Source organism: Pseudomonas sp. B22129, assembly GCF_044218875.1.
Taxonomy (GTDB): Bacteria; Pseudomonadota; Gammaproteobacteria; order Pseudomonadales; family Pseudomonadaceae; genus Aquipseudomonas.
In genome coordinates, this window is sequence record NZ_CP162592.1 from 4059864 (window position 1) to 4086192 (window position 26329).

At 59.7% G+C, this 26329-nt stretch carries 22 protein-coding genes; 9 read left to right on the plus strand and 13 right to left on the minus strand.

Annotated elements, in window-relative coordinates:
* Nucleotides 1-551: 551 nt before the first annotated feature.
* From aceA to AB4P94_RS18775, 9 genes are all read right to left on the minus strand, one after another.
* Complete coding sequence (aceA, locus tag AB4P94_RS18735; RefSeq protein WP_395606836.1) at nt 552-1877, minus strand: isocitrate lyase; 1326 nt, start codon at nt 1875-1877, stop codon at nt 552-554.
* Nucleotides 1878-2362: 485 nt separating this feature from the next.
* Nucleotides 2363-3100 carry a secretin N-terminal domain-containing protein gene (locus tag AB4P94_RS18740; RefSeq protein ID WP_395606837.1) on the minus strand — a complete coding sequence of 246 codons (738 nt, stop codon included), beginning with the start codon at nt 3098-3100 and terminating at the stop codon, nt 2363-2365.
* Nucleotides 3101-3310: 210 nt separating this feature from the next.
* Nucleotides 3311-3733 carry a GNAT family N-acetyltransferase gene (locus AB4P94_RS18745; RefSeq protein ID WP_395606838.1) on the minus strand — a complete coding sequence of 141 codons (423 nt, stop codon included), beginning with the start codon at nt 3731-3733 and terminating at the stop codon, nt 3311-3313.
* The gene (locus AB4P94_RS18750; RefSeq protein WP_395606839.1) at nt 3726-4892 is read right to left on the minus strand and encodes a JmjC domain-containing protein; all 1167 of its coding nucleotides are present in this window, start codon (nt 4890-4892) and stop codon (nt 3726-3728) included. The genes AB4P94_RS18745 and AB4P94_RS18750 overlap by 8 nt, the downstream gene beginning before the upstream one ends.
* Nucleotides 4893-4975: 83 nt before the next feature.
* On the minus strand, nt 4976-6346 hold the full coding sequence (purB, locus tag AB4P94_RS18755; RefSeq protein WP_215516856.1) for an adenylosuccinate lyase: 1371 nt from the start codon (nt 6344-6346) through the stop codon (nt 4976-4978).
* Between the two features lie 123 nt (nt 6347-6469).
* The gene (hflD, locus tag AB4P94_RS18760) at nt 6470-7093 is read right to left on the minus strand and encodes a high frequency lysogenization protein HflD (RefSeq protein ID WP_395606840.1); all 624 of its coding nucleotides are present in this window, start codon (nt 7091-7093) and stop codon (nt 6470-6472) included.
* Complete coding sequence (gene mnmA, locus AB4P94_RS18765) at nt 7090-8214, minus strand: tRNA 2-thiouridine(34) synthase MnmA (protein WP_395606841.1); 1125 nt, start codon at nt 8212-8214, stop codon at nt 7090-7092. Before mnmA ends, hflD begins: the two co-directional genes overlap by 4 nt.
* A gap of 59 nt (nt 8215-8273) precedes the next feature.
* A complete protein-coding gene (locus AB4P94_RS18770) occupies nt 8274-8720 on the minus strand; it encodes an NUDIX hydrolase (RefSeq protein ID WP_395606842.1) in 447 nt (148 codons plus the stop codon).
* 229 nt (nt 8721-8949) lie between these two features.
* The gene (locus AB4P94_RS18775) at nt 8950-11175 is read right to left on the minus strand and encodes an NADP-dependent isocitrate dehydrogenase (RefSeq protein ID WP_395606843.1); all 2226 of its coding nucleotides are present in this window, start codon (nt 11173-11175) and stop codon (nt 8950-8952) included.
* A 493-nt stretch (nt 11176-11668) separates the two neighbouring features.
* Here AB4P94_RS18775 and icd point away from each other — a divergent pair, with 493 nt between their 5' ends.
* A complete protein-coding gene (gene icd, locus AB4P94_RS18780) occupies nt 11669-12925 on the plus strand; it encodes an NADP-dependent isocitrate dehydrogenase (RefSeq protein ID WP_395606844.1) in 1257 nt (418 codons plus the stop codon).
* A 77-nt stretch (nt 12926-13002) separates the two neighbouring features.
* On the opposite strand, the gene cspD is transcribed toward icd, so the two are convergent.
* On the minus strand, nt 13003-13266 hold the full coding sequence (cspD, locus tag AB4P94_RS18785) for a cold shock domain-containing protein CspD (protein ID WP_395611359.1): 264 nt from the start codon (nt 13264-13266) through the stop codon (nt 13003-13005).
* 225 nt (nt 13267-13491) lie between these two features.
* Between cspD and clpS the strand changes: the two genes are divergently transcribed.
* Together clpS and clpA are read left to right on the plus strand one after the other, a co-directional pair.
* Nucleotides 13492-13860, plus strand: a complete 369-nt coding sequence (clpS, locus tag AB4P94_RS18790; protein ID WP_005789091.1) for an ATP-dependent Clp protease adapter ClpS — start codon at nt 13492-13494, stop codon at nt 13858-13860.
* Between the two features lie 29 nt (nt 13861-13889).
* Nucleotides 13890-16160 carry an ATP-dependent Clp protease ATP-binding subunit ClpA gene (gene clpA / locus AB4P94_RS18795; protein WP_395606845.1) on the plus strand — a complete coding sequence of 757 codons (2271 nt, stop codon included), beginning with the start codon at nt 13890-13892 and terminating at the stop codon, nt 16158-16160.
* 278 nt (nt 16161-16438) lie between these two features.
* Here the strand turns inward: clpA and infA are convergent, their stop codons facing one another.
* From infA to aat, 3 genes are all read right to left on the minus strand, one after another.
* Nucleotides 16439-16657: a translation initiation factor IF-1 gene (gene infA, locus AB4P94_RS18800; RefSeq protein ID WP_002553999.1), complete on the minus strand. Its 219-nt coding sequence runs from the start codon at nt 16655-16657 to the stop codon at nt 16439-16441.
* Nucleotides 16658-16757: 100 nt separating this feature from the next.
* Nucleotides 16758-17465 carry an arginyltransferase gene (locus AB4P94_RS18805; protein ID WP_395606846.1) on the minus strand — a complete coding sequence of 236 codons (708 nt, stop codon included), beginning with the start codon at nt 17463-17465 and terminating at the stop codon, nt 16758-16760.
* A 56-nt stretch (nt 17466-17521) separates the two neighbouring features.
* A complete protein-coding gene (aat, locus tag AB4P94_RS18810; protein WP_395606847.1) occupies nt 17522-18202 on the minus strand; it encodes a leucyl/phenylalanyl-tRNA--protein transferase in 681 nt (226 codons plus the stop codon).
* A gap of 496 nt (nt 18203-18698) precedes the next feature.
* Between aat and AB4P94_RS18815 the strand changes: the two genes are divergently transcribed.
* From AB4P94_RS18815 to cysG, 6 genes are read left to right on the plus strand one after another with little or no spacing between them, the layout of a single operon-like run.
* Nucleotides 18699-21107, plus strand: coding sequence for a DNA translocase FtsK (locus AB4P94_RS18815; protein WP_395606848.1), 2409 nt, complete (start codon nt 18699-18701; stop codon nt 21105-21107).
* A gap of 54 nt (nt 21108-21161) precedes the next feature.
* Nucleotides 21162-21785 (plus strand): outer membrane lipoprotein chaperone LolA, encoded by a 624-nt coding sequence (lolA, locus tag AB4P94_RS18820; RefSeq protein WP_016969264.1) that lies wholly within the window; start codon nt 21162-21164, stop codon nt 21783-21785.
* A gap of 27 nt (nt 21786-21812) precedes the next feature.
* A complete protein-coding gene (locus tag AB4P94_RS18825; RefSeq protein WP_395606849.1) occupies nt 21813-23135 on the plus strand; it encodes a replication-associated recombination protein A in 1323 nt (440 codons plus the stop codon).
* Nucleotides 23135-23509: a fluoride efflux transporter CrcB gene (gene crcB, locus AB4P94_RS18830; protein WP_105698587.1), complete on the plus strand. Its 375-nt coding sequence runs from the start codon at nt 23135-23137 to the stop codon at nt 23507-23509. The genes AB4P94_RS18825 and crcB overlap by 1 nt, the downstream gene beginning before the upstream one ends.
* A 16-nt stretch (nt 23510-23525) precedes the next feature.
* Nucleotides 23526-24806, plus strand: a complete 1281-nt coding sequence (serS, locus tag AB4P94_RS18835; protein WP_395606850.1) for a serine--tRNA ligase — start codon at nt 23526-23528, stop codon at nt 24804-24806.
* Nucleotides 24807-26201, plus strand: coding sequence for a siroheme synthase CysG (gene cysG / locus AB4P94_RS18840; protein ID WP_395606851.1), 1395 nt, complete (start codon nt 24807-24809; stop codon nt 26199-26201).
* Nucleotides 26202-26329: the final 128 nt, after the last annotated feature.

Consider the following 26329-nt stretch of genomic DNA (forward strand, 5'->3'; position numbering starts at 1 on the left):
GCAAGTAAAATTCCTATAGCGAAATTATTCGATGGAATAAGGACATAGTGCACCTTCTTGGGGCTGTAGCCCTTGTGGGGCGGGGATTAGCGAGCTTTTCACCAATTATGTTTTGTTTAAGCGGTAAAGAAGTTTTCATGTGCTAAATGATAATGAATATTGTTTGCGTGGGGTTTAAGCGAATGTTTCTCGTGTGGCGGGGGAAGTTGCCGTTACTTGCTTGACTGTCGCTTAGTTGCTGATGGGGATCTTTTAGCTGATCTGATCGAAGGGGATACCGCTCTAGGTCAATGTTTTGCGCAAATATTTCCTGACTGAATGCATTCCCCTTGTGGGAGCGGGCTTGCTCGCGAAGGCTGTGTATCAGTCGCTGATGGGCTGATTGACCCACCGCATTCGCGAGCAAGCCCGCTCCCACATTTTGATCTTCATTGTGTCAGGAGGCTTTCCAGCGCCCAAAAAAACGCCCCGAACAGGTCGGGGCGTGATCTTTGTGCGGCACTGCGGTTAGGTCTTCCGTGGGGCCGCAGTGGCCGTGTACGTGGTGTGGCTTAGTGGAACTGTTCTTCTTCGGTCGAACCGGTCAGCGCGGTCACGGACGAGGTGCCGCCCTGGATCACGGTGGTCATGTCGTCGAAGTAGCCGGTGCCCACTTCCTGCTGGTGCGCCACGAAGGTGTAGCCCTTGGAGGCGTCAGCGAACTCCTGCTCCTGCAGCTTCACGTAGGCGGTCATGTCGTTGCGGGCGTAGTCGTGCGCCAGGTTGAACATGCTGTGCCACATGTTGTGAATGCCGGCCAGGGTGATGAACTGGTGCTTGTAGCCCATGGCGGACAGTTCGCGCTGGAACTTGGCGATGGTCGCGTCGTCCAGATTCTTCTTCCAGTTGAAGGAAGGCGAGCAGTTGTAGGACAGCAGTTGGTCCGGGTATTCCTTTTTGATCGCTTCGGCAAAGCGACGGGCTTCGTCCAGGTCTGGCTTGGCGGTTTCACACCAGATCAGGTCGGCGTACGGTGCGTAGGCCAGGCCGCGAGCGATAGCCTGATCCAGGCCAGCGCGCACTTTGTAGAAACCTTCCTGGGTGCGCTCGCCGGTCACGAACGGCTTGTCATACGGGTCGCAGTCCGAGGTCAGCAGGTCTGCTGCGTTGGCGTCGGTACGGGCCAGGATGATGGTCGGTGTACCGGCAACGTCAGCCGCCAGGCGGGCAGCAGTCAGCTTCTGCACGGCTTCCTGTGTTGGCACCAATACTTTGCCGCCCATGTGGCCGCATTTCTTCACGGAAGCCAGTTGGTCTTCGAAGTGCACGCCGGCAGCGCCTGCCTCGATCATGCTCTTCATCAGCTCGTAGGCGTTGAGTACGCCGCCGAAACCGGCTTCAGCGTCAGCCACGATCGGCGCGAAGTAGTCGATGTAGCCTTCGTCGCCCGGGTTCTTGCCGGCTTTCCACTGGATCTGGTCGGCACGACGGAACGAGTTGTTGATGCGCTTGACCACGGTCGGCACCGAGTCAACCGGGTACAGCGATTGGTCGGGGTACATGGATTCAGCGGAGTTGTTGTCCGCTGCCACTTGCCAGCCGGACAGGTAGATCGCCTGGATACCGGCTTTCACCTGTTGTACTGCCTGGCCGCCAGTAAGGGCGCCCATGCAGTTGACGAAATCTTTGTCGGGACGGAAGGAAGGCTTGGCACCTTGGGTTACCAGGTTCCACAGCTTCTCGGCGCCGAGTTTTGCAAAGGTGTGCTCAGGTTGAACCGAGCCACGCAGGCGGACGACGTCAGCAGCGGAATAAGCGCGGGTCACGCCTTTCCAGCGTGGGTTTTCAGCCCAGTCTTTTTCAAGGGCTGCAATTTGCTGTTCGCGTGTCAGTGCCATGGAGATAAACCTCGTCGCGTTTAGAAGATCCGTTTTCCAGCCGTGCATTCAATGCGTGGGCAGGGCTGCTCGCTGACCAGAAGCTTAGGCGGTCATGCCGGGTCTGGCGGGGAAGGCGACGGGATGAACGTGGTGCTCAAGGGGGAGTTGAGCAGGTAAGGGCAAACTGCGGGCAGTCTTCGGGCATCGTGGGCCTTTGTACGTTCCATCAGTGTGTAGCCGGGTTACCTGGTTAGCTTCCGTCCCTCGGGACAACTTCGTTCCAGTCGCAACCTCGTCAAACACGCCTTATGGGCGGTACAGACACGAATCGGCTCGCTTGGGTAGCTTGGAGCGGCGATCCGAAGGCCCTTGCCAGGGCCCCTGATTAGCGGGAGCGAGGCCATCATGCACAGGCTTTTTTGTATCGTCAAATGTTTTGTAGTGCTTTTTTTGAAGCACTACATCTTTAGTCTAAGACGACTCATCAGTCAGTTTTTGGTGCCTTAGTTCAGGGTGTCGACTTTGACCCGCAAAGTCAGGTCATCACGGCCCTGAGTAGAGTAGCTGCGGGTTGTAGAGGATTTGTCGGCCTGGGTCTCGCGATTGATGCCGGCCAGTGGGATCCATTCACCCAAGCGACCGCTGATGGTTGTGTCGGTACTCTGAATGTTCACTACATCGGGACGTTCCTGGCTCATGCGGTCACGGTTGGTACTGATGGCCAGGTGAACGGTCTCGCCGGTGACGCTGGCGGTGACGTAGAAGCCTTGAGTGACGTTGCGATACTGGGTCTGGTTTTGCAGGCGCCCGTAGCTGTCTTGCTGGGTGGTGGTCAGCGGTACGCTCTGCCCAACCTGAATCAGCGCGGGTACGCCTTCGCTGGCCTGAATTTGCTGGATCCCGCCGTCGCGGCTGGCGGTGCCGTAGCTGATGATGCGGGTTTGGCTGTCGCCGCTGTTCTGTTGGTTGTTTTCGTTGGTGTCCACGGTGATCAGCAGGCGCTTGGCTGGCGTGTCCAGCTGGGAGAGCAGGGCGCGCAGGTCCTGGATCTTGCCGGGTTCGGCGTTCACGATCAGCTGGTTGCCGTAGGCGCTGACGGTGCCGTCCTTGCCGATGAAGTTCTGCGCCACCGGGAGCAGGTCGGTACTGGTACGGTTGCTCAGGTTGACGACTTCGGTGTCGGCCATGGCTGAAGCGCTGGCGGTCAGGAGAAGGGCGGTGAGCAGGGTGCGTAGGGACATGTCCGTTATCTCTGCGAGTCAAAGGCTTGATAGTGCCAGTTTGTCGGCCTGGCAGGTCGCAAGTTGAATCGTAGACGGCAAAATGCCCTGGCAGGCAGGGCATTTTGGGTGTTGCTGAGAAAGCCATCGCAGGCAAGCCAGCTCCCACAGGGGAATGCATTCCAAATGTGGGAGCTGGCTTGCCTGCGATAAGGGCGGCTCGGTTTCGGATCAGCCCTCGCGCACCATATCGACATGCGGAATCCCGACCTCAAGAAACTCGTCACTGACGATCTTGAATCCCAATCGCTCATAAAACGGCGCCGCATACACCTGCGCGCTCAAGAACTGCTTGGTCTGGCCACGCTGCTCGGCCACGCCGATCACCGCGTCCATCAGCTTGTCGCCCACATTCAGCCCGCGCCAGTCCTTGAGGACCGATACACGACCAATCTCGCCCGTAGGCAGCAGGCGTGCAGTGCCGATGGGAAAGTCGCCTTCAAACGCGAGAAAATGCACCGCGCCCGCGTCTTCCGCGTCCCACTCAAGCTCCGGTGGAACCGATTGCTCAGCGATAAATACCGCTTCACGAATGCGCCGTATCTCGGCGATATCCTTTTGCCAGTCCGCGACACTTACGTGAATCTTATTCATCGGCAAATCCCAGGCTTCCTTGCTTGACCAATTCACACAGCAAATCGCGGCCATCTTCATCCGCGAGCCATGGGCCGAGGTTTTCGGCGTGCAGGGCGTCGGCGGCGCAAATCATTTTCAGCAGTTCGCGCAACTTGCCTGGCAGGTAACGGCTCTGGCCGCTGGCGAACAGCAGCACGTCGTCGTCCACTTCCGACCAGGCCATGCGCGCGCTTGGGTTACGTACCAGGATCGCGCCGTCTTGCAGGGCGTTGATGAAGTCTTCTTCGCCCAATTCTTCGCCGGCCACCAATTCAGGGTAGCGCGGCTCAGTCATGAACTGGCCGAACCAGGTCAGCAGCATGCGCTCGTCGCTCATGTGTTCGGCCAGCAAGCCTTTGAGGCGGTCGAGTGCGTCGCCCTGAATCTGGTGCGGGTCGCTGACGGGCTGTGCATCTGCATCAGTGTAGCGTTCCTCGTCAGTCAGGTACTGGCTGAGGAAGTCGGTGAAGTGGGTCAACACTTCGGCGGCGCTTGGGGCGCGAAAGCCCACCGAGTAGGTCATGCAGTCGTCTTCGGCGATACCAAAATGCGCCAGACGTGGCGGCAGGTAGAGCATGTCGCCCGGTTCCAGTACCCATTCGGCGCTTTCTTCGAATTCGGCGAGGATGCGCAGGTCGGCGTGCTGCAGCAGCGGGCTTTCGGAGTTGCACATCTGGCCGATCTTCCAGTTGCGCTTGCCCTGCGCTTGCAGCAGGAACACGTCGTAGTTATCGAAGTGTGGACCCACGCTGCCACCCGGTGCCGCAAAGCTGATCATCACGTCATCGATGCGCCAGCTTGGCAGGAAGCGGAACTGCTCCAGCAATTCAGCCACTTCCGGCACAAACTGGTCGACAGCCTGCACCAGCAGGGTCCACTCACGCTCGGGCAGGGTGCTGAACGCGTCTTCAGCGAACGGGCCGCGACGCAGTTCCCAAGGGCGCTCGCCGTGCTCGATCACCAGGCGCGATTCGACTTCTTCTTCCAGGGCCAGGCCGGCCAATTCGTCGGCGTCGATCGGGCTTTCGAAATCAGGAATGGCCTGGCGGATCAGCAGCGGTTTTTTCTGCCAGTAGTCGCGCAGGAATTCCCGTGCCGTGATGCCGCCCAGAAGTTGAAGAGGGATATCAGGATTCATGTGTAACCTATTGAAAGAAAGCACTTTTCAGACTGGAATAAAAACGCCCGGCGCGGCCGGGCGTCTCAAGGGTCTTGCGTGTATCAGATGCGCTTGGCTTGCTCTACAGCGTTGCCGATGTAGTTGGCCGGGGTGAGCAGTTTCAGCTCGGCCTTGGCGGCGGCTGGCATGTCCAGGCCGTCGATGAAAGTTTGCAGTGCTTCAGGGCTTATGCCCTTGCCGCGCGTCAACTCTTTCAGCTTCTCGTACGGGTTTTCGATGTTGTAGCGGCGCATCACGGTCTGGATCGGCTCGGCCAGGACTTCCCAGCACGCGTCCAGGTCAGCGGCGATTTTCTGCGCGTTGAGCTCCAGCTTGCTGATGCCTTTGAGGCTGGCTTCGTACGCGATCACACTGTGAGCGAAGCCCACGCCGAGGTTACGCAGCACGGTGGAGTCGGTCAGGTCGCGCTGCCAGCGGGAGATCGGCAACTTGCTGGCCAGGTGCTGGAACAGGGCGTTGGCGATGCCGAGGTTGCCTTCGGAGTTTTCGAAGTCGATCGGGTTGACCTTGTGCGGCATGGTCGACGAACCGATCTCACCGGCAATGGTGCGCTGCTTGAAGTAGCCCAGGGAGATGTAACCCCAGATATCGCGATCGAAGTCGATCAGGATGGTGTTGAAGCGCGCAATGGCGTCGAACAGCTCGGCGATGTAGTCGTGCGGCTCGATCTGCGTGGTGTACGGGTTGAAGCCCAGACCCAGCTCGTCTTCGATGAAGGCGCGGGCGTTGGCTTCCCAGTCGATTTCCGGGTAGGCCGACAGGTGGGCGTTGTAGTTGCCCACGGCGCCGTTGATTTTGCCCAGCAGCGGGACCGCAGCCACTTGAGCGATCTGACGCTCCAGGCGGTAGACCACGTTGGCCAGCTCTTTGCCCAGGGTGGTCGGCGAAGCCGGTTGGCCGTGGGTGCGCGACAGCATCGGCACGTCGGCGAAGCGGATGGCCAGTTCACGGATGGCATTGGCGGTCTGGCGCATCAGCGGCAGCATCACGTCATCACGGCCTTCGCGCAGCATCAGGGCGTGGGACAGGTTGTTGATGTCCTCGCTGGTGCAGGCAAAGTGGATGAACTCGCTGACCTGGGCCAGCTCCGGCAGTTTGGCCGCTTGCTCTTTGAGCAGGTATTCGATGGCTTTGACGTCGTGGTTGGTGGTGCGCTCGATCTCTTTGACACGCTCGGCGTGCTCCAGGGAGAAGTTTTCCGCCAGGGTGTTGAGCACAGCGTTGGCTTCGGCGGAGAACGCCGGCACTTCGCTGATGGCGGGGTGAGCGGCCAGGCGCTGGAGCCAGCGCACTTCAACCAGAACACGAGCACGGATCAGGCCGTATTCGCTGAAAATAGGGCGCAGGGCCTGGGTTTTGCCGGCGTAGCGGCCGTCAACAGGGGAAACCGCAGTGAGCGAAGAGAGCTGCATGGGGTGTTCTCGGACAGTCGGGCAACGAAATGGGGCGCGTATCATACATGAAAAAATCCGCCGGTCCGTCGCCAACTGACCGGCGTATTACGCGTGAGGCTATAAAAAACGGGTTGCTGCGACTTATTCGTTGCGCATCAACGGGTAAAGCTCTTTGAGCAATTTGCGGCGGCTGATCACCAGCTGCCAGCGATGACCGCCCAACTGGCGCCACAACCGCGCTGAACGAATGCCGGCCAGGAGCAGGGCGCGGATTTTCGAGGCGTTGTTCGGTTGTTGCAGGTTGCGCATGTCGCCGTGCACCTGGATACGCTGGCGCAAGGTGCTCAAGGTGTCCTGGTACAGCGCGCCACAGGCCGCGATCACGTTTTCGTGGGCGGGGCCGAAGTGCTCCACCTGGGACTGGATCTGCGGCAGGCGTTTGCCGATGGTCTCGAGCATGTCCTCGCGCTTGGCCAGTTGGCGCTCAAGGCCGAGCATCGACAAGGCGTAGCGCAATGGTTCGCGCTGCAAAGTGCTGGGGTCGCGCTCCAGAGCGCCGATCAGTGCGCGGTAACCTTCACGCAGCGCGATATCGTCGCCGCCGTAGACTTCCAGCGTGTCCTTGGGGTCGCGGATCAGCAGGCTGCCGAGCATGCAGGTCAGGCCGGCTTCGGTGACCTGGCCGGTCTTGGCAATCTTGTCCACCAGGACGGCGGCGAGGAAAACCCCGCCCAGTGCCGTCAATTGCTCCTGGGTCGGGCTCATGCCGGGTTGCTCCAGGCTTCGGCGATTTCAATCACGCCGCCGCCCAGGCAAATTTCGCCGTCATAGAACACCACGGACTGGCCAGGCGTGACCGCGCGCTGCGGGTCATCAAAGGTGGCGCGGTAGCCGGTGGCAGTTTTTTCCAGGGTGCAGGGCTGGTCGCTCTGGCGGTAGCGCACCTTGGCCGTCAAGCGGCGTGGGGTACTCAGGTCGATCGGGTTGACCCAATAGATCTCCGACGCGAGCAGGGCGCCCGAAAACAGCAGCGGGTGCTCATTGCCTTGGCCGACGATCAGCACGTTGTTTTCCAGGTCCTTGACCAGCACGTACCACGGTTCTTCGCCGGCATCTTTCAAGCCGCCGATGCCCAGGCCCTGGCGTTGGCCGATGGTGTGGTACATCAGGCCATGGTGGCGGCCAATGACTTCACCGTCGGTGGTCTTGATCTCGCCCGGTTGCGCCGGCAGGTACTGCTTGAGGAAGTCGCTGAAGCGGCGCTCGCCGATAAAGCAGATCCCGGTGGAATCCTTCTTCTTGGCGGTGGCCAGGCCGTGTTTCTCGGCAATCTTGCGCACTTCGGGTTTTTCCAGCTCGCCCACCGGGAACAGGGTTTTGGCGATCTGTTCGCCGCCGACGGCGTGCAGGAAGTAGCTCTGGTCCTTGTTCGGGTCCAGGCCTTTGAGCAGTTCGGTGCGACCATCGATATCGCGGCGGCGCACGTAGTGGCCAGTGGCAATCAGGTCGGCGCCGAGCATCATGGCGTAGTCGAGGAACGCCTTGAACTTGATCTCTCGGTTGCACAGGATGTCCGGGTTCGGCGTGCGCCCAGCCTTGTATTCGGCCAGGAAGTGCTCGAACACGTTGTCCCAGTACTCGGCGGCGAAGTTGGCGGTGTGCAGCTTGATGCCGATCTTGTCGCACACGGCCTGGGCGTCCGCGAGGTCGTCCATGGCGGTGCAATATTCCGTTCCATCGTCTTCTTCCCAGTTCTTCATGAACAGGCCTTCCACCTCATAACCCTGCTCCATGAGCAGAACGGCGGAAACGGAAGAGTCCACGCCACCGGACATGCCGACGATGACGCGCTTCTTTTGTGTGTCAGAAGGGGCTGGATCACGCATAGGGTTTCAACGGGTGTCTTGAAAAAGGACGCGATTCTATCAGGCTCAGGCCTTCAAGGCTAAAGAGAAGGGCGGATCAATTCGAGACTGTGGCGCTGGCCGGCCAGATAATCATCGATGCAGCGGATGATCAACTCGCTGCGCCAGTCGTCGCGTACGGCCATCAGCTCGTCGCGGGTCAGCCAGCGGGCGCGCAGGATGCCTTCATCGAGTTGATAGTCCGGGTGGTGTTTCAGGGCCTTGGCAATGAAGCAGACCCGTTGGTAAGTCACGCCGTTGCTCGGGGCCGTGTACAGGTAAATGCCGACGATGCCGGTGGCTTCGACGTCCCAGCCGGTTTCTTCCAGGGTCTCGCGCACGGCGGCTTCGGTGAGGGTTTCATGCGGGTCGAGGTGGCCAGCAGGCTGATTGAGTACGGCGCGGCCGCCCTTGAGTTCTTCGACCATCAGGAAGCGGCCGTTGTCTTCGACGAGGGTGGCGACGGTGATGTGGGGTTGCCAGGTCATTTAAAACCTCGATTCCGAATGTGACGCGGTCTTTGGGTTGGAGTGCAGTCAGTGTGGGAGCGGGCTTGCTCGCGAAGACGGAGTGTCAGCCACTGCAAATGTTGACTGGTCCACCGCATTCGCGAGCAAGCCCGCTCCGACATTTTGATCCGGTTTATTCAGCAATATCACGGTGTCCGCAAATAAAAACCCCGGCGCGGGGCCGGGGCTTCTTTGCATCCTTACAACCTTACTTCAACTTGGCAATGGCCGCGTTGAGGGTGTTGCTTGGGCGCATGGCTTTGCTGGTCAGCTCAGGGTTCGGCGAGTAGTAGCCGCCGATGTCCACTGGCTTGCCCTGAACGGCGTTGAGCTCGGCAACGATGGTTGCTTCGTTCGCGGTCAGGGTTTCGGCCAGTTCGGCAAACTGCGCTTGCAGAGCAGTGTCTTCGGTCTGGGCAGCCAGGGCTTGAGCCCAGTACAGCGCCAGGTAGAAGTGGCTGCCGCGGTTGTCGATGTTGCCGACTTTGCGCGATGGCGACTTGTTGTTGTCCAGGAACTGGCCGGTGGCCTGGTCCAGGGTTTTGGACAGTACCAGGGCTTTCGGGTTGTTGTACGTCACACCCAAATGCTCAAGGGAAGCGGCCAGGGCCAGGAACTCGCCCAGGGAATCCCAGCGCAGGAAGTTCTCTTCCACCAGTTGCTGCACGTGTTTCGGTGCCGAACCGCCAGCGCCGGTTTCGAACAGGCCGCCGCCGTTCATCAATGGCACGATGGACAGCATCTTGGCGCTGGTGCCCAGTTCCATGATCGGGAACAGGTCGGTCAGGTAGTCACGCAGCACGTTACCGGTCACCGAGATGGTGTCCAGGCCCTTGCGGGTGCGCTCCAGAGTGAACTTCATCGCGTCGACCGGCGACATGATGCGAATGTCCAGGCCTTCGGTGTTGTGATCTTTCAGGTAAGCCTGAACTTTCTCGACCACCACGCCGTCGTGCGCGCGTTTCGGGTCCAGCCAGAAAACGGCCGGGGTGTTGCTGGCGCGGGCGCGGTTGACGGCCAGTTTGACCCAGTCCTGGATCGGCGCGTCTTTGGTCTGGCACATGCGGAAGATGTCGCCGGCTTCAACAGCCTGTTCCATCAGCAGGGTGCCCTTGCTGTCGGTGACGCGAACAACGCCGTCAGCCTTGATCTGGAAGGTCTTGTCGTGGGAGCCGTACTCTTCGGCTTTCTTCGCCATCAGGCCAACGTTTGGCACGCTGCCCATGGTGGTCGGGTCGAAAGCGCCATTGGCCTTGCAGTCTTCGATGACCGCCTGGTAGATGGTGGCGTAGCAGCGATCCGGGATCACGGCCTTGGTGTCGTGCAACTGGCCGTCGGTGCCCCACATTTTGCCGGAGTCACGGATCATGGCCGGCATCGAGGCGTCGACGATCACGTCGCTCGGCACGTGCAGGTTGGTGATGCCTTTGTCGGAGTTGACCATCGCCAGCGATGGGCGAGCGGCGTATACCGCCTGAATGTCAGCTTCGATCTGCGCTTGTTGCTCGGCAGGCAAGGCCTTGATGCGAGCGTACAGGTCGCCGATGCCGTTGTTCAGGTTGAAGCCGATCTGGGCCAGCACGTCAGCGTGCTTGGTCAGGGCGTCTTTATAGAACTCGGCAACGATCTGGCCGAACATGATCGGGTCGGAGACCTTCATCATGGTGGCTTTCAGGTGAACCGACAGCAGCACGCCTTGTTTCTTGGCGTCTTCGATTTCAGCGGCGATGAACGCGCGCAGGGCTTTCTTGCTCAGCACGGCGGTGTCGATGATTTCGCCGGCTTGTACCGAGGTCTTTTCTTTCAGGACGGTCGCGGTGCCGTCCCGAGCGATCAGCTCGATTTTGACAGCATCAGCAGCTTCGATCTGCACGGCTTTTTCGCTGCCGTAGAAGTCGCCGTTGCTCATGTGCGCGATGTGCGACTTGGAGTCGGCAGCCCAGGCGCCCATTTTGTGCGGGTGCTTGCGCGCGTAGTTCTTGACCGACAGCGGTGCGCGGCGGTCGGAGTTGCCTTCGCGCAGTACCGGGTTCACGGCGCTGCCCTTGACCTTGTCGTAACGTGCGCGGGTTTCTTTTTCCGCGTCGGTGGTTACGGTTTCCGGGTAGTCCGGCAGGGCATAGCCCAAGGCCTGCAGCTCCTTGATCGCAGCTTGCAGCTGAGGGGTCGAGGCACTGATGTTAGGCAGTTTGATGATGTTGGCTTCAGGCGTCACGGCCAGGTCGCCCAGTTCGGCGAGGTGGTCCGGAACGGCTTTGGTACCCAGTTGCTCGGGGAAGCTTGCGAGGATGCGCCCGGCAAGGGAAATGTCGCGGGTTTCCACAGCAATATCAGCTGAAGCGGTGAAGGCCTCTACGATAGGCAGCAGTGAATAGGTGGCGAGGGCTGGGGCTTCGTCAGTGAAGGTGTAGATGATCTTCGAGCGGGTGGGCATATTCGGATTAACTCTCTTCTTTGCTGAAAGCGTGCGCAGAAACTCGAGATGCGCCGGGTGGAGCGCGTTCGTTCAAAGTCATCCATGAGCGAAATGTCGAGGTTTCTTCGCGGTGATGTTGGGTTGCATCAGTCGAGCGTCAAGCGGGTGGACTATTGTAATAGTCCTGCTTTCTGGTGGAAGGCCCGGTTCTAGAGCGGTCCGCCGTCGTGACTCTTGGGTCAGCGGCGGCATTATACATAGGTCACTATGCTTACGCCGAGCCTTCATACAAAAGGTGTGTCGTCCATTGGTCTAAAGGTCGCAGGTAGTTCGTCACATCGGAACAAGCACGATGTGCTCAAGATTGGCGATTTTGCCTTCTGTCTGAAGCTTGTAGGCGACTTAATGTGCTGTTTTCGATGCAAATGAGCATGGCGCGAGGTTTCAGTCGCCATTTATCTGGAGTAGGCTCGAACGCAGCCAGATGTTCAATCCATAGATGGAGTTCAACATGGGATACAAGAAGATTCAGGTTCCGGCAGTCGGCGACAAAATCACCGTCAATGCAGACCATTCTCTCAATGTTCCTGACAATCCGATCATCCCTTATATAGAAGGCGACGGTATTGGCGTCGACATCAGCCCGGTGATGATCAAGGTAGTCGATGCAGCTGTTGAAAAGGCCTACGGCGGCCAGCGCAAAATCTCCTGGATGGAGGTTTACGCGGGCGAAAAAGCAACTCAAGTCTATGACCAGGACACCTGGCTGCCCCAGGAAACCCTGGATGCGGTCAAGGATTACGTGGTGTCCATCAAGGGCCCGCTGACCACGCCGGTCGGTGGCGGTATCCGTTCGCTGAACGTGGCCCTGCGTCAGCAACTCGACCTGTACGTATGCCTGCGCCCGGTGCGCTGGTTTGAAGGCGTGCCCAGCCCGGTCAAGAAGCCGGGTGACGTGGACATGACCATCTTTCGTGAGAACTCCGAAGATATTTACGCCGGGATCGAGTGGAAAGCGGGCTCGCCGGAAGCGATCAAGGTCATCAAGTTCCTGAAAGAAGAGATGGGCGTGACCAAGATCCGCTTTGATCAGGATTGCGGGATTGGCGTGAAGCCGGTTTCCAAAGAGGGCACCGAGCGTCTGGCGCGCAAAGCCCTGCAATATGTGGTGGATAACGACCGCGACTCCCTGACCATCGTGCACAAAGGCAACATCATGAAGTTCACCGAAGGGGCCTTCAAGGAGTGGGCCTACGGCATTGCCGAGAAAGAGTTCGGTGCGACCCTGCTCGACGGCGGGCCCTGGATGCAGTTCAAAAACCCGAAAACCGGCAAGAATGTGGTGGTCAAGGATGCGATCGCTGACGCCATGTTGCAGCAGATTTTGTTGCGCCCGGCTGAATATGACGTGATTGCCACACTCAACCTCAATGGCGACTACCTGTCCGACGCGCTGGCGGCGGAAGTGGGTGGTATCGGGATTGCGCCCGGGGCCAACCTGTCGGATACCGTGGCGATGTTCGAAGCCACCCACGGCACGGCGCCGAAATACGCGGGCAAGGACCAGGTGAACCCGGGTTCATTGATTCTGTCGGCGGAAATGATGTTGCGGCACATGGGCTGGACCGAGGCGGCTGACTTGATTATCAAGGGCACCAATGGTGCGATTTCGGCCAAGACGGTGACCTATGACTTCGAGCGCCTGATGCAGGGCGCGAAGCTGGTGTCGTCGTCGGGCTTTGGGGATGCGTTGATTTCGCATATGTAACGCAGAAGCATAAAAAGCCAGCCACCCCTGTGAGACGGAGTGGCTGGCTTTTTAATTGGGGTTTGCTCGGTGGCTGATCAGGCCAGTTGCTTTTCTGATTTTTGAGCGTGGCCTTCCTGCGGGGCGCCGGCGGAGATGAGCGCCTGGATATTCACGGCGTGCAAGCCCTTCGGCCCTTGAGTAATCTCAAATGAAACCTCTTGGCCAGCTTTCAGTGTTTTATACCCTTCCGATTGAATCGCCGAGTAATGCGCAAACAGGTCTTCGTCCTTTTTGCCGTCTTCGTTGATGAAGCCGTAACCCTTGGCGTTGTTGAACCACTTGACCGTACCGCTAGCCATAGCCATATCCCTCTGCACCAGACTCCATCACTGGAGTATCATCCAGTTTATCCGTCCTAACCCGAATAAATTAAGGTTGACTGCGCGGACCTTTTTTACCCACTGTGGGTTCTATTGGTTGTAACACCGTTTCGCCGATAGTCAAGGCGACCAGTCGGTCAGAGTTGAATTTCTGACAGGTCGCCCCCACCACTGTATTTGAACCACTGACGAACCATTCTTTCCATGCATGCAAACAGCCAGATTCGACTAACATTCAATCAGGATCGCCCGGATCAGGAACATGACGACGACGGTTCTGCAGGCATTGCTGTTCAGGAGGCCAAGCCAGCTCTGCAGGCGCCGCCGATGTACAAGGTGGTTTTGTTTAATGATGATTACACACCGATGGATTTCGTCGTCGAAGTGCTCGAGGTGTTTTTTAACCTGAACCGCGAGTTGGCGACCAAGGTAATGCTGGCCGTTCACACAGAAGGACGGGCAGTATGTGGAGTGTTTACCCGCGACATCGCCGAGACAAAGGCCATGCAGGTCAACCAGTACGCCAGGGAAAGCCAGCATCCGCTACTCTGTGAAATCGAGAAGGACGGTTAACGCCGACCACTTGGGTATGAGGTGAAGCTATGTTAAACCGCGAGCTCGAAGTCACCCTCAATCTTGCCTTCAAGGAGGCCCGTTCGAAGCGTCATGAATTCATGACCGTCGAACACCTGCTGCTGGCACTTTTGGATAATGAAGCTGCCGCCACCGTTTTGCGTGCGTGCGGCGCCAACCTCGACAAACTCAAGCATGATCTGCAGGAGTTCATCGACTCCACCACGCCACTTATTCCCGTTCATGATGAAGACCGCGAGACCCAGCCAACCCTGGGCTTCCAGCGCGTACTTCAGCGTGCCGTGTTCCATGTGCAGAGCTCCGGCAAGCGAGAAGTCACTGGCGCCAACGTGCTCGTGGCGATTTTCAGCGAGCAGGAAAGCCAGGCAGTGTTTCTGCTCAAACAGCAGAGCGTTGCCCGTATCGATGTCGTCAACTACATCGCCCACGGTATCTCCAAGGTGCCCGGGCAGGGCGATCATTCCGAGGGTGAGCAGGATATGCAGGACGACGAGGGCGGCGAGTCTTCTTCTTCAAGCAACCCGCTGGATGCCTATGCCAGCAATCTCAATGAACTGGCGCGCCAGGGGCGGATTGATCCGCTGGTGGGGCGTGAGCTTGAGGTTGAGCGTGTAGCGCAGATCCTCGCGCGCCGTCGTAAAAACAATCCGTTGCTGGTGGGTGAGGCTGGCGTGGGTAAAACCGCGATTGCCGAAGGCCTGGCCAAGCGCATTGTCGACAACCAGGTGCCTGACCTGTTGGCCAACAGTGTCGTCTACTCCCTGGACCTGGGCGCGTTGCTCGCCGGGACCAAATACCGTGGCGATTTCGAGAAGCGCTTCAAGGCGTTGCTCGGCGAGCTGAAAAAACGCCCGCAGGCGATCCTGTTTATCGACGAGATCCACACCATTATCGGCGCCGGTGCCGCGTCGGGTGGGGTCATGGACGCCTCCAACCTGCTCAAGCCGCTGTTGTCGTCGGGTGATATCCGCTGCATCGGCTCGACCACGTTCCAGGAGTTCCGCGGTATTTTCGAGAAGGACCGTGCCTTGGCGCGTCGCTTCCAGAAAGTCGATGTGTCCGAACCTTCGGTTGAAGACACTATCGGTATCCTGCGCGGCCTTAAGGGGCGTTTCGAGGCGCACCACGGCATCGAGTACACCGATGAAGCGTTGCGTGCAGCTGCCGAGCTGGCGTCGCGTTACATCAATGACCGCCATATGCCGGACAAAGCCATCGACGTGATCGACGAGGCGGGTGCCTATCAGCGCCTGCAGCCGGTCGAGAAGCGTGTGAAGCGCATCGATGTGCCTCAGGTCGAGGACATCGTGGCGAAGATCGCGCGAATTCCGCCTAAGCACGTCAACAGTTCCGATAAGGAGCTGCTGCGTAACCTGGAGCGCGACCTCAAGCTCACCGTGTTCGGTCAGGATGCGGCTATCGACGCGCTGTCCACCGCGATCAAGCTATCGCGTGCGGGCCTCAAGTCGCCGGACAAGCCGGTCGGTTCGTTCCTGTTCGCAGGCCCTACCGGCGTCGGCAAGACCGAAGCTGCGCGCCAACTGGCCAAGGCCATGGGTATCGAGCTGGTACGTTTCGACATGTCCGAATACATGGAGCGTCACACCGTGTCGCGCCTGATCGGTGCGCCTCCGGGCTATGTCGGGTTCGACCAGGGCGGCCTGTTGACAGAAGCAATCACCAAGCAACCGCACTGCGTATTGCTCCTCGATGAAATCGAGAAGGCGCACCCGGAAGTCTTCAACCTGCTGTTGCAGGTGATGGACCACGGCACGCTGACCGACAACAACGGGCGCAAAGCGGATTTCCGCAACGTGATCGTGATCATGACCACCAACGCCGGTGCCGAAACGGCTGCGCGGGCTTCGATCGGCTTCAGCCATCAGGATCACTCTTCCGATGCCATGGAAGTGATCAAGAAGAGCTTTACGCCGGAGTTCCGCAACCGCCTGGACACCATTATCCAGTTTGGTCGCCTCAGCCATGAGGTCATCAAAAGCGTGGTGGACAAGTTCCTCACCGAGCTTCAAGCGCAGTTGGAAGACAAGCGCGTGCAGCTGGATGTCACCGATGCGGCGCGCAATTGGCTGGCCGAGGGTGGCTACGACGCGGCAATGGGCGCACGCCCAATGGCACGTCTGATCCAGGACAAGATCAAGCGGCCATTGGCTGAAGAGATCCTGTTCGGCGAGTTGTCCGACCATGGTGGCGTGGTGCATATCGATCTGAAGGACGGCGAGCTGACCTTCGAGTTCGAGACCACGGCCGAAATGGCCTGATCGCTGACAGCAATAAAGCAAAAAAGGCGCCTAAAAGCGCCTTTTTGCTTTATAAGGTCGGGCGCTATCTTTCGGTCACAGATGATCAAATGTGGGAGCGGGCTTGCTCGCGAAGACGGTGTGTCAATCGACACATCTATTGGCTGGCCCGACGCTTTCGCGAGCAAGCCCGCTCCCACAAAAGCCCGCCCCCCCCCCCACATGGGGTCAAGCGGTGACTGGTAAATGGCACGCACACAAAAACGCCCGGCATAACCGGGCGTTTTGTATTGACTTGCTTAGCGAGCGCGGTAAGTGATGCGCCCTTTGCTCAAGTCATAGGGCGTCAGCTCGACGCGCACTTTGTCACCGGTAAGAATACGAATGTAGTTCTTGCGCATCTTGCCGGAGATATGCGCGGTTACGACGTGCCCATTTTCCAACTCCACACGAAACATGGTGTTGGGCAGGGTGTCGACGACAGTGCCTTCCATTTCGAAGCTGTCTTCTTTCGACATGCAGTAAAGCCCTCGGTATCCAGTGAATGGCCCGGTGCAACTGCGCCAGGCAAAAGCGGCGTGCATTGTGCCCGAAAAAGGGTGTTTAAGCCAAGAGGTTCTAGTTAAGCGTGACCCATCTTTGATTAATCAGCAGTTCTATGGGCCGATATTGGGTCTTGTAGTTCATCTTTTTGCAGTTTTTGATCCAGTAGCCGAGGTACACCGCCTCCAGTTCCAGGCGCAGTGCTTCGCCGATTTGCCAGAGGATGGCGAACCGCCCCAGGCTGCGGCGCTCTTCGGCGGGTTCATAAAAGGTGTAGACCGCCGACAGCCCGTTAGGCAGCAAATCGGTCACGGCAACGGCCACCAGACGACCGTCGAGGCGAAATTCATAGAACCGCGAAAAGGGCAGGTCGCGCACCAGGAACGTCGAAAACTGATCGCGGCTGGGCGGAAACATATCGCCGTCGGCATGGCGTTGTTCGATGTAGCGCTGGTAAAGGTCAAAATACTCTTCACTGAAATGCGGCTTGGTAGCAGTGATCGTCAGGTCGGCGTTGCGCTTGAGAATGCGCTTCTGGTTGCGATCCGGCAGGAATTGCGCCACCGGAATGCGCGCCGGAACGCAGGCATTGCAGTTCTGGCAGTGGGGGCGGTACAGGTGATCACCGCTGCGCCGGAACCCCATCTCCGACAGGTCGGCGTACACGTGCACGTCCATGGGCTGGCTGGGGTCGAGGAACAGCGTGGTGGCCTGCTCGTCGGGCAGATAGCTGCAAGAGTGGGCTTGAGTGGCATAGAACTTCAAGCGCGCCAGCTCGGTCATGATCAACCCTCGGGATAAGCTTTGAAATAAGTGTAAGCCAGGTGCGCGCAAGTCGCCTAGGAAACCCACGGTCCAGAGCTGGGTTCATCCAAATGCTTGTGCAAATAGCGGGCGAAGTCATCTCGCGGAATGGCGCGGGCGCCGAGGCTGTGCAGATGGTCATTGGGCATCTGGCAATCGATCAGCACAAAGCCCCAGGCCTGCAATTGCCGTGTGAGGGTGGCGAAGCCGAATTTGGACGCGTTGTCGGCGCGGCTGAACATGGACTCGCCAAAGAACAGCTGGCCCATTGCAAGGCCGTACAGGCCGCCCACCAGTTCGCCGTTGTCCCATACCTCCACGGAGTGCGCATAGCCACGCCGGTGCAGCTCCAGGTAGGCGCTCTGGATGCTTTCGGTGATCCAGGTGCCGTCGGCATAGGCGCGGGGCGCCGCGCAGGCCTTTATGACGGCGGCGAAGTCGCTGTCGAAGGTCACGGTGTAGCGTTGTTGGCGCAGTAGCTTGCCGAGGCTGCGGGATACATGCAGCTCGTCGGGGAAAATCACGGTGCGCGGGTCCGGCGACCACCAGAGGATCGGCTGGCCGTCCGAAAACCATGGAAAGCAGCCATGACGATAGGCTTGAATCAATCGCTCGGCCGACAGGTCGCCACCGGCAGCCAGCAGGCCATTGGGTTCGCGCATGGCTTTGGCCAATGGCGGAAATGTCAGGGAGTCACGTTGCAACCAGGTCAGCATGGTATCCAGGCTTACGGTAGGGGAGGGGAGTGGCAGGAATGTCGCCTGCCGTAATGGGGGGATTATTGTCGACGCAGCGCCATTGGGCCAGCCTGAATCGGGCATTGGCGTGGATAAGCGTGAACGGGTGTTTCTGCAACTCTGTGCCTGAGGCGTGGTCGTAAACGGGGCTGGGCGGTGAAGGCCAATTGCCAAGCTTGCCTTGATTCGTAAAAACACCTCATAAGCCTTTGTCAGCAAAGACAATGCATGCTCAAATTGAACACGCTGTGACACTTCAATTGTCCAGGCTGCCGGGTGAGAGGCAAGTACGTGGCATCGCCGACGCAAACCCGTACAATGCGGGCATTGTGGCGTTATCGCCATTTCACCGATGCATCATCCAGTGTTAAAAATAGATTCAACGACGCTCGTTCATTTTTCAGCTGTCCGGATTGGGCAGTATTCACAGTCATTCAACAGATGGACGCGCTAAAGGCGCAGGAATAGACCCGTTTTGAAGAAATCCGCCGCAACACCCAAAGCAGCAGTCGTGCCGGCCTGGCGTCAGCACCTGCATTACCGCCTCAAGGAAGGTGCGCTGATCGCCATCGGCGCGCTGTGCCTGTTCCTGATGATGGCCTTGCTCACTTACGGCAAGGACGATCCGGGCTGGAGCCACAACAGCAAGATCGAAGACGTGCAGAACTTCGGCGGCCCTGCCGGTTCCTACAGCGCCGACATCCTGTTCATGGTGCTGGGTTACTTCGCTTACATCTTCCCGTTGCTGCTGGCGATCAAGACCTGGCAGATTTTCCGCCAGCGTCACGAGCCGTGGCAGTGGAGCGGCTGGCTGTTCTCCTGGCGCCTGATCGGCCTGGTGTTTCTCGTACTGTCCGGCGCCGCATTGGCGCATATCCATTTCCACGCGCCGACCGGTTTGCCGGCGGGCGCGGGCGGCGCGTTGGGCGAAAGCCTCGGCGACCTGGCGCGCAGGACCCTGAATATCCAGGGCAGCACGCTGATGTTTATCGCGCTGTTCCTGTTCGGCCTCACCGTGTTCACTGACCTGTCATGGTTCAAGGTGATGGACGTGACCGGCAAGATCACCCTCGACCTGCTGGAGCTGTTCCAGGGCGCCGCCAACCGCTGGTGGTCGGCCCGGGTCGACCGCAAGCGCATGGTGGCGCAGTTGCGTGAGGTCGATACCCGTGTCAACGAGGTGGTTGCCCCGAGCACGCCGGACCGGCGCGAGCAGGCCAAGGTCAAGGAGCGTTTGATCGAGCGCGAGCAGGCCCTGAGCAAGCACATGTCGGACCGCGAGAAGCAGGTGCCACCCGTGATCGCTCCGGCCCCGGCCAAGGCGCCGGAGCCAAGTGCCCGCGTGCAGAAAGAGAAACAGGCGCCGTTGTTTGTCGACAGCGCCGTCGAAGGCACCTTGCCGCCGATCTCGATTCTCGACCCGGCTGAAAAGAAACAACTCAACTATTCCCCCGAGTCGCTGGCGGCCGTCGGCCACCTGCTGGAAATCAAGCTCAAGGAGTTCGGCGTTGAAGTCACGGTGGATTCGATCCACCCTGGCCCGGTGATTACCCGTTACGAAATCCAGCCGGCGGCAGGCGTCAAGGTCAGCCGTATTTCCAACCTGGCGAAAGACCTGGCCCGTTCCTTGGCCGTGACCAGTGTGCGCGTGGTGGAAGTCATCCCCGGCAAGACCACCGTGGGCATCGAGATTCCCAACGAAGACCGCCAGATCGTGCGCTTCTCCGAAGTGCTGTCGACGCCGGAATACGACAATTTCAAATCGCCGGTCACCCTGGCCCTGGGTCACGACATCGGCGGCAAGCCGGTGATCACTGACCTGGCGAAAATGCCGCACTTGCTGGTGGCCGGTACCACCGGTTCGGGTAAATCCGTGGGCGTGAACGCGATGATCCTCTCGATCCTGTTCAAGTCCGGCCCGGATGACGCCAAGCTGATCATGATCGACCCGAAAATGCTTGAGCTGTCGATCTACGAAGGCATTCCGCACCTGCTGTGCCCGGTCGTTACTGACATGAAAGACGCCGCCAACGCCCTGCGCTGGAGCGTGGCCGAGATGGAGCGGCGCTACAAGCTGATGGCGAAGATGGGCGTGCGTAACCTCTCGGGTTTCAACGCCAAGATCAAGGAAGCCCACGAGCGCGGCGAGACGATTGATGATCCGTTGTACCGGCGTGAAAGCATCCACGACGAAGCACCGAAACTGACCAAGCTGCCGACCATCGTGGTGGTGGTCGACGAATTTGCCGACATGATGATGATCGTCGGCAAGAAGGTTGAAGAGCTGATCGCACGTATCGCCCAGAAGGCCCGTGCGGCCGGCATCCATCTGATTCTCGCCACCCAGCGGCCGTCGGTGGACGTGATCACCGGTCTGATCAAGGCCAACATTCCGACGCGGATGGCATTCCAGGTATCGAGCAAGATTGACTCGCGCACCATCATCGACCAGGGCGGCGCCGAGCAACTGTTGGGCCACGGTGACATGCTCTACATGCCGCCCGGCACCAGCCTGCCGATCCGTGTTCACGGCGCTTTCGTGTCCGATGACGAAGTTCACCGTGTGGTGGAAGCCTGGAAACTGCGTGGCGCGCCGGAATACAACGACGACATCCTCGCCGGTGTTGAAGAGGCCGGCAGCGGCTTCGACGGCGGCAGCGGTGGTGGTGATGACGATGCCGAAACTGACGCGCTGTACGATGAAGCCGTGGCCTTCGTACTGGAAAGCCGCCGCGCGTCCATTTCTGCGGTGCAACGCAAGCTGAAAATCGGCTACAACCGCGCCGCCCGCATGATCGAAGCCATGGAAAACGCTGGCGTCGTGACTGCAATGAATACCAACGGCTCGCGTGAAGTCATCGCCCCCGGGCAGATGCGCGACTGATCCCGTGCCGCGTGGCAGTACGCGGCACGCCCTGACTACTCAATGAGGACTCCCATGCGTCTTATCCGCATGCTGTTGTTGCCGGCACTGGCCCTGACCGCTGTTTCGGCGCACGCCGACCCGGCGTCCGTCGCCAGCCTGACCAACCTGCTGGACAAATCCAAGACCCTGACTGCGCGCTTCTCCCAGCTGACCCTGGATGCCGGTGGCACCCAGTTGCAGCAAACCGAAGGCGAAATGGCCGTGCAACGCCCTGGGCTGTTCTACTGGCACACCGAAGGCAAGTCCGAGCAGACCATCGTCTCCGACGGCCAGAAGGTCACGCTGTGGGACCCGGACCTGGAGCAGGCGACCATCAAGAAGCTCGATCCACGCCTGAACCAGACACCGGCGCTGCTGTTGTCGGGTGACGTGTCGAAAATCAACGATAGCTTCGAGATTACCTCCAAGCAGACCAGCAACGTCATTGAGTTCACGCTCAAGCCGAAATCCAAAGACACGCTGTTCGACACCCTGAACCTGTCCTTCGGCAACGGTGTGATCAACAACATGCGCCTGATCGACAGCGTCGGCCAGCGCACCGATATCCTGTTCTCCGGGGTCAAGGCCAACGAGCCGGTGCCGGCGTCCAAGTTCAAGTTCGACATCCCCAAGGGTGCCGACGTGATCCAGGAATAAACTGCCTAGAGGTTTCAAACGCTGCCCATGGACCTGTTTCGAAGTGACCCGATCTCTCAGCCGCTGGCCGCGCGTTTGCGCTCGACCAATCTGGACGAGTACGTTGGGCAGGAACACCTGCTCGCTCGCGGCAAGCCGTTGCGCGAAGCCCTGGAGCAGGGTGCGTTGCATTCGATGATTTTCTGGGGGCCGCCGGGCGTGGGTAAAACCACCCTGGCGCGCCTGCTGGCGAAAGTCTCGGATGCGCACTTCGAAACGGTCTCGGCGGTCCTCGCTGGCGTCAAGGAGATTCGCCAGGCGGTGGATGTGGCCAAGCAGCAGGCCGGGCAATACGGCAAGCGCACCATCCTGTTTGTCGACGAAGTGCACCGCTTCAACAAGTCGCAACAGGATGCGTTCCTGCCCTACGTTGAAGACGGCACGCTGATTTTCATCGGCGCCACCACCGAAAACCCCTCGTTTGAACTCAACAACGCCTTGTTGTCGCGAGCACGTGTCTATGTGCTCAAGAGCCTCGACGAAGCGGCGATGCGCAAGCTGTTGCACCGCGCGTTGGGCGAAGACAAGGGCCTGGGCAAACGCCAGCTGAGCCTGGGCGACGAAGCGTTCAAGATTTTGATGAGTGCCGCCGATGGCGACGGGCGGCGCTTTCTCAACCTGCTGGAAAACGCCTCCGACCTGGCCGAAGACAACAGCGAGATTGGCGTAGACCTGCTGCAAAGCTTGCTCGGCGACACGCGCCGGCGCTTCGACAAGGGCGGCGAAGCCTTCTACGACCAGATTTCCGCACTGCACAAGTCCGTGCGCGGTTCCAACCCGGACGGTGCGTTGTACTGGTTTGCGCGGATGATCGACGGCGGCTGCGACCCTTTGTACCTGGCGCGCCGTGTGGTGCGCATGGCCAGCGAAGACATCGGCAATGCCGACCCGCGCGCCCTGAGCCTGTGCCTCGCCGCGTGGGAAGTGCAGGAGCGCCTCGGCAGCCCGGAAGGCGAGCTGGCGGTGGCCCAGGCCATTACGTATCTGGCCTGTGCGCCGAAGAGCAACGCGGTGTACATGGGCTTCAAGTCCGCACTGCGCGCGGCCGCCGAACACGGTTCGCTGGAAGTGCCACTGCACCTGCGCAATGCGCCGACCAAGTTGATGAAACAACTGGGCTACGGTGATGAATACCGCTATGCCCACGATGAGCCGGACGCCTATGCCGCCGGTGAAGACTACTTTCCCGATGACCTTGAGCCGCAGCCGTTCTACCAGCCGGTGCCCCGTGGGCTGGAGCTGAAGATTGGTGAAAAGCTCAATCACCTCGCTCAACTCGATCGCCTCAGCCCCAAACAACGGAGAAAGTAGTGCTCAAGACCATTCTTGCCGTGTCCGTAGCCGGCATCGCTGGTACATTATTGCGTTTCGCCACCGGTACATGGGTCAGCGCCAATTGGCCGAAGCATTTTTATGCGGCGACCCTGGCGGTCAACCTGGTGGGCTGTCTGATCATCGGCTTGCTGTACGGCTGGTTCCTGTTGCGCCCGGAAGTGCCGATTGAAATTCGTGCCGGCTTGATTGTCGGTTTTGTAGGCGGTCTGACGACCTTTTCATCCTTTTCACTGGATACGCTGCGCCTGCTCGAAAGCGGGCAAGCCCTGATAGCTTTCGGTTATCTGGGCATCAGCGTGTTCGGCGGGCTGCTCGCCACTTGGGCTGGCCTGTCCTTGACCAAACTTTGATAAACGAGAGACCGACATGCTCGATTCCAAACTGTTACGTAGCAACCTTCAGGACGTAGCGGACCGCCTGGCTTCCCGTGGCTTTGCCCTGGATGTCGCGCGCATCGAAGCGCTGGAAGAACAGCGCAAGACCGTCCAGACCCGCACCGAAGCACTGCAGGCTGAGCGCAATGCACGTTCCAAATCCATCGGTCAGGCCAAGCAGCGCGGCGAAGACATCGCGCCGTTGATGGCCGACGTCGAGCGTATGGGCACCGAGCTGTCCGAGGGTAAGGTCGAGCTGGACAAGATCCAGACCGAGCTGGACTCGATCCTGCTGGGCATTCCCAACATCCCGCACGAATCCGTGCCGGTGGGTGCAGACGAAGACGGCAACGTCGAAGTGCGCCGCTGGGGCACGCCGACCGCCTTTGATTTCGAGATCAAGGACCACGTTGCCCTGGGCGAATTGACCGGCGGCCTGGATTTCGAAACCGCAGCGAAAATGTCCGGCGCACGCTTTGCCTTGCTGCGCGGTCCGATCGCGCGCATGCACCGTGCTCTGGCGCAGTTCATGATCAACCTGCACACCGGCGAGCACGGCTACGAAGAAGCCTACACCCCTTATCTGGTGCAGGCGCCGGCGCTGATGGGCACCAGCCAGTTGCCGAAATTCGAAGAAGACCTGTTCAAGATCAGCCGCGACGGCGAAGCCGACCTGTACCTGATCCCGACCGCCGAAGTCTCGCTGACCAACATCGTGGCCGGCGAGATCCTCGACGCCAAGCAACTGCCGATCAAGTTCGTGGCCCACAGCCCGTGCTTCCGCAGTGAAGCAGGCGCGTCGGGACGTGACACCCGCGGCATGATCCGCCAGCACCAGTTCGACAAGGTCGAGATGGTGCAGGTGGTTGAGCCGTCGACCTCGATGGAAGCCCTGGAAGGCCTGACCGCCAACGCCGAGCGCGTTCTGCAACTGCTGGAACTGCCGTACCGCGTCTTGGCGCTGTGCACTGGCGACATGGGTTTCAGCGCCGTGAAGACTTACGACCTGGAAGTGTGGGTGCCGAGCCAGGACAAGTACCGCGAGATTTCGTCGTGCTCCAACTGCGGTGATTTCCAGGCCCGTCGCATGCAGGCGCGTTTCCGTAACCCGGAAACCGGCAAGCCGGAACTGGTGCACACCCTCAACGGTTCCGGCCTGGCCGTGGGCCGTACGCTGGTAGCCGTGCTGGAAAACTACCAGCAGGCCGACGGTTCGATCCGTGTGCCGGAAGTGCTCAAGCCGTACATGGCGGGCGTTGAGGTCATCGGCTAAATGGAATTTCTGCCGCTGTTTCATAACCTGCGCGGCAGTCGTGTGTTGGTCGTCGGTGGCGGGGAGATTGCCTTGCGCAAATCCCGGCTGCTGGCCGACGCCGGTGCGTTGCTGCGGGTGGTTGCTCCCCAGATCGAAGACCAGCTCAACGAGTTGGTGCTGGGCAGTGGCGGGGAACTGATTTTGCGCGGTTATCAGGAGGCCGACCTCGATGGCTGCACCCTGATTATCGCCGCCACCGACGACGAGTCACTGAATGCGCAAGTGTCCAGTGATGCCAAGCGTCGCTGTGTACCGGTCAACGTGGTCGACGCGCCTGCCTTGTGCAGTGTGATCTTTCCGGCGATTGTCGACCGTTCACCCTTGGTGATCGCAGTGTCCAGCGGCGGCGATGCGCCGGTGCTGGCGCGCTTGATCCGGGCCAAGCTGGAAACCTGGATTCCGTCCACTTACGGCCAACTGGCCGGTTTGGCAGCGCGTTTTCGTGCCCAGGTCAAAAGCCTTTACCCGGATGTGCAGCAGCGCCGGGCGTTCTGGGAAGATGTTTTCCAGGGCCCGATTGCTGACCGCCAACTGGCCGGGCAGGGTGCTGAGGCTGAGCGTCTGTTGATCGAAAAGGTCAACGGTGCACCGCCGGATGCGCCGGGCGAAGTCTACCTGGTGGGCGCAGGCCCGGGTGATCCCGACCTGCTGACCTTCCGTGCGCTGCGCTTGATGCAGCAGGCCGATGTGGTGCTGTACGACCGCTTGGTCGCCCCCGCGATTCTCGAACTGTGCCGCCGCGACGCCGAGCGTGTCTACGTCGGCAAACGCCGCGCCGATCACGCCGTGCCGCAGGACCAGATCAACCAGCAATTGGTGGACCTGGCCAAGCAAGGCAAGCGCGTGCTGCGCCTCAAGGGTGGCGACCCGTTCATCTTTGGGCGGGGTGGTGAAGAAATCGAAGAGCTGGCGGCCCACGGCATTCCTTTCCAGGTGGTGCCCGGGATCACGGCGGCGAGCGGTTGCGCGGCGTATGCCGGGATTCCGCTGACTCACCGCGACTATGCGCAGTCGGTGCGCTTCATCACCGGGCATTTGAAGGACGGTACATCGGACCTGCCTTGGCATGACTTGGTGGGCCCATCGCAGACCCTGGTGTTCTACATGGGCCTGATCGGTTTACCGATTATTTGCGAACAGTTGATTCTGCATGGCCGTGCCGCTGATACCCCGGCGGCGTTGATCCAGCAGGGCACCACGTCCAACCAGCGCGTGTTCACCGGCACCCTGGCGGACCTGCCGCGCATGGTGGCGGAGCATGAAGTGCATGCGCCGACATTGGTGATCGTGGGTGAAGTTGTGGTGTTGCGCGAGAAGCTGAAGTGGTTTGAAGGCGCGCAGTCCCAAGTCTGACAGCACTACTGTGGTGGACTGTCTTTCTGTGGTGAGCGGGCTTGCCCCGCGTTGGGCTGCGCAGCAGCCCCCAAAACCAGACGCCGAGTTCTTTCTGAAAGAACTCGGCGTTTTTAGTGGGGCTGCTT

What these genes read in the sequence shown, in the direction of transcription:
- AB4P94_RS18770 (WP_395606842.1), bottom strand. Translation starts at nt 8,720, where the DNA reads ATGACCTGGCAACCCCACATCACCGTCGCCACCCTCGTCGAAGACAAC.
- AB4P94_RS18740 (WP_395606837.1), bottom strand. Translation starts at nt 3,100, where the DNA reads ATGTCCCTACGCACCCTGCTCACCGCCCTTCTCCTGACCGCCAGCGCT.
- mnmA (WP_395606841.1), bottom strand. Translation starts at nt 8,214, where the DNA reads ATGCGTGATCCAGCCCCTTCTGACACACAAAAGAAGCGCGTCATCGTC.
- cysG (WP_395606851.1), top strand. Translation starts at nt 24,807, where the DNA reads ATGGAATTTCTGCCGCTGTTTCATAACCTGCGCGGCAGTCGTGTGTTG.
- AB4P94_RS18775 (WP_395606843.1), bottom strand. Translation starts at nt 11,175, where the DNA reads ATGCCCACCCGCTCGAAGATCATCTACACCTTCACTGACGAAGCCCCA.
- infA (WP_002553999.1), bottom strand. Translation starts at nt 16,657, where the DNA reads ATGTCGAAAGAAGACAGCTTCGAAATGGAAGGCACTGTCGTCGACACC.
- AB4P94_RS18805 (WP_395606846.1), bottom strand. Translation starts at nt 17,465, where the DNA reads ATGACCGAGCTGGCGCGCTTGAAGTTCTATGCCACTCAAGCCCACTCT.
- clpS (WP_005789091.1), top strand. Translation starts at nt 13,492, where the DNA reads ATGCATGCAAACAGCCAGATTCGACTAACATTCAATCAGGATCGCCCG.
- purB (WP_215516856.1), bottom strand. Translation starts at nt 6,346, where the DNA reads ATGCAGCTCTCTTCGCTCACTGCGGTTTCCCCTGTTGACGGCCGCTAC.
- lolA (WP_016969264.1), top strand. Translation starts at nt 21,162, where the DNA reads ATGCGTCTTATCCGCATGCTGTTGTTGCCGGCACTGGCCCTGACCGCT.
- icd (WP_395606844.1), top strand. Translation starts at nt 11,669, where the DNA reads ATGGGATACAAGAAGATTCAGGTTCCGGCAGTCGGCGACAAAATCACC.
- AB4P94_RS18750 (WP_395606839.1), bottom strand. Translation starts at nt 4,892, where the DNA reads ATGAATCCTGATATCCCTCTTCAACTTCTGGGCGGCATCACGGCACGG.
- AB4P94_RS18825 (WP_395606849.1), top strand. Translation starts at nt 21,813, where the DNA reads ATGGACCTGTTTCGAAGTGACCCGATCTCTCAGCCGCTGGCCGCGCGT.
- hflD (WP_395606840.1), bottom strand. Translation starts at nt 7,093, where the DNA reads ATGAGCCCGACCCAGGAGCAATTGACGGCACTGGGCGGGGTTTTCCTC.
- clpA (WP_395606845.1), top strand. Translation starts at nt 13,890, where the DNA reads ATGTTAAACCGCGAGCTCGAAGTCACCCTCAATCTTGCCTTCAAGGAG.
- aat (WP_395606847.1), bottom strand. Translation starts at nt 18,202, where the DNA reads ATGCTGACCTGGTTGCAACGTGACTCCCTGACATTTCCGCCATTGGCC.
- cspD (WP_395611359.1), bottom strand. Translation starts at nt 13,266, where the DNA reads ATGGCTAGCGGTACGGTCAAGTGGTTCAACAACGCCAAGGGTTACGGC.
- serS (WP_395606850.1), top strand. Translation starts at nt 23,526, where the DNA reads ATGCTCGATTCCAAACTGTTACGTAGCAACCTTCAGGACGTAGCGGAC.
- AB4P94_RS18745 (WP_395606838.1), bottom strand. Translation starts at nt 3,733, where the DNA reads ATGAATAAGATTCACGTAAGTGTCGCGGACTGGCAAAAGGATATCGCC.
- aceA (WP_395606836.1), bottom strand. Translation starts at nt 1,877, where the DNA reads ATGGCACTGACACGCGAACAGCAAATTGCAGCCCTTGAAAAAGACTGG.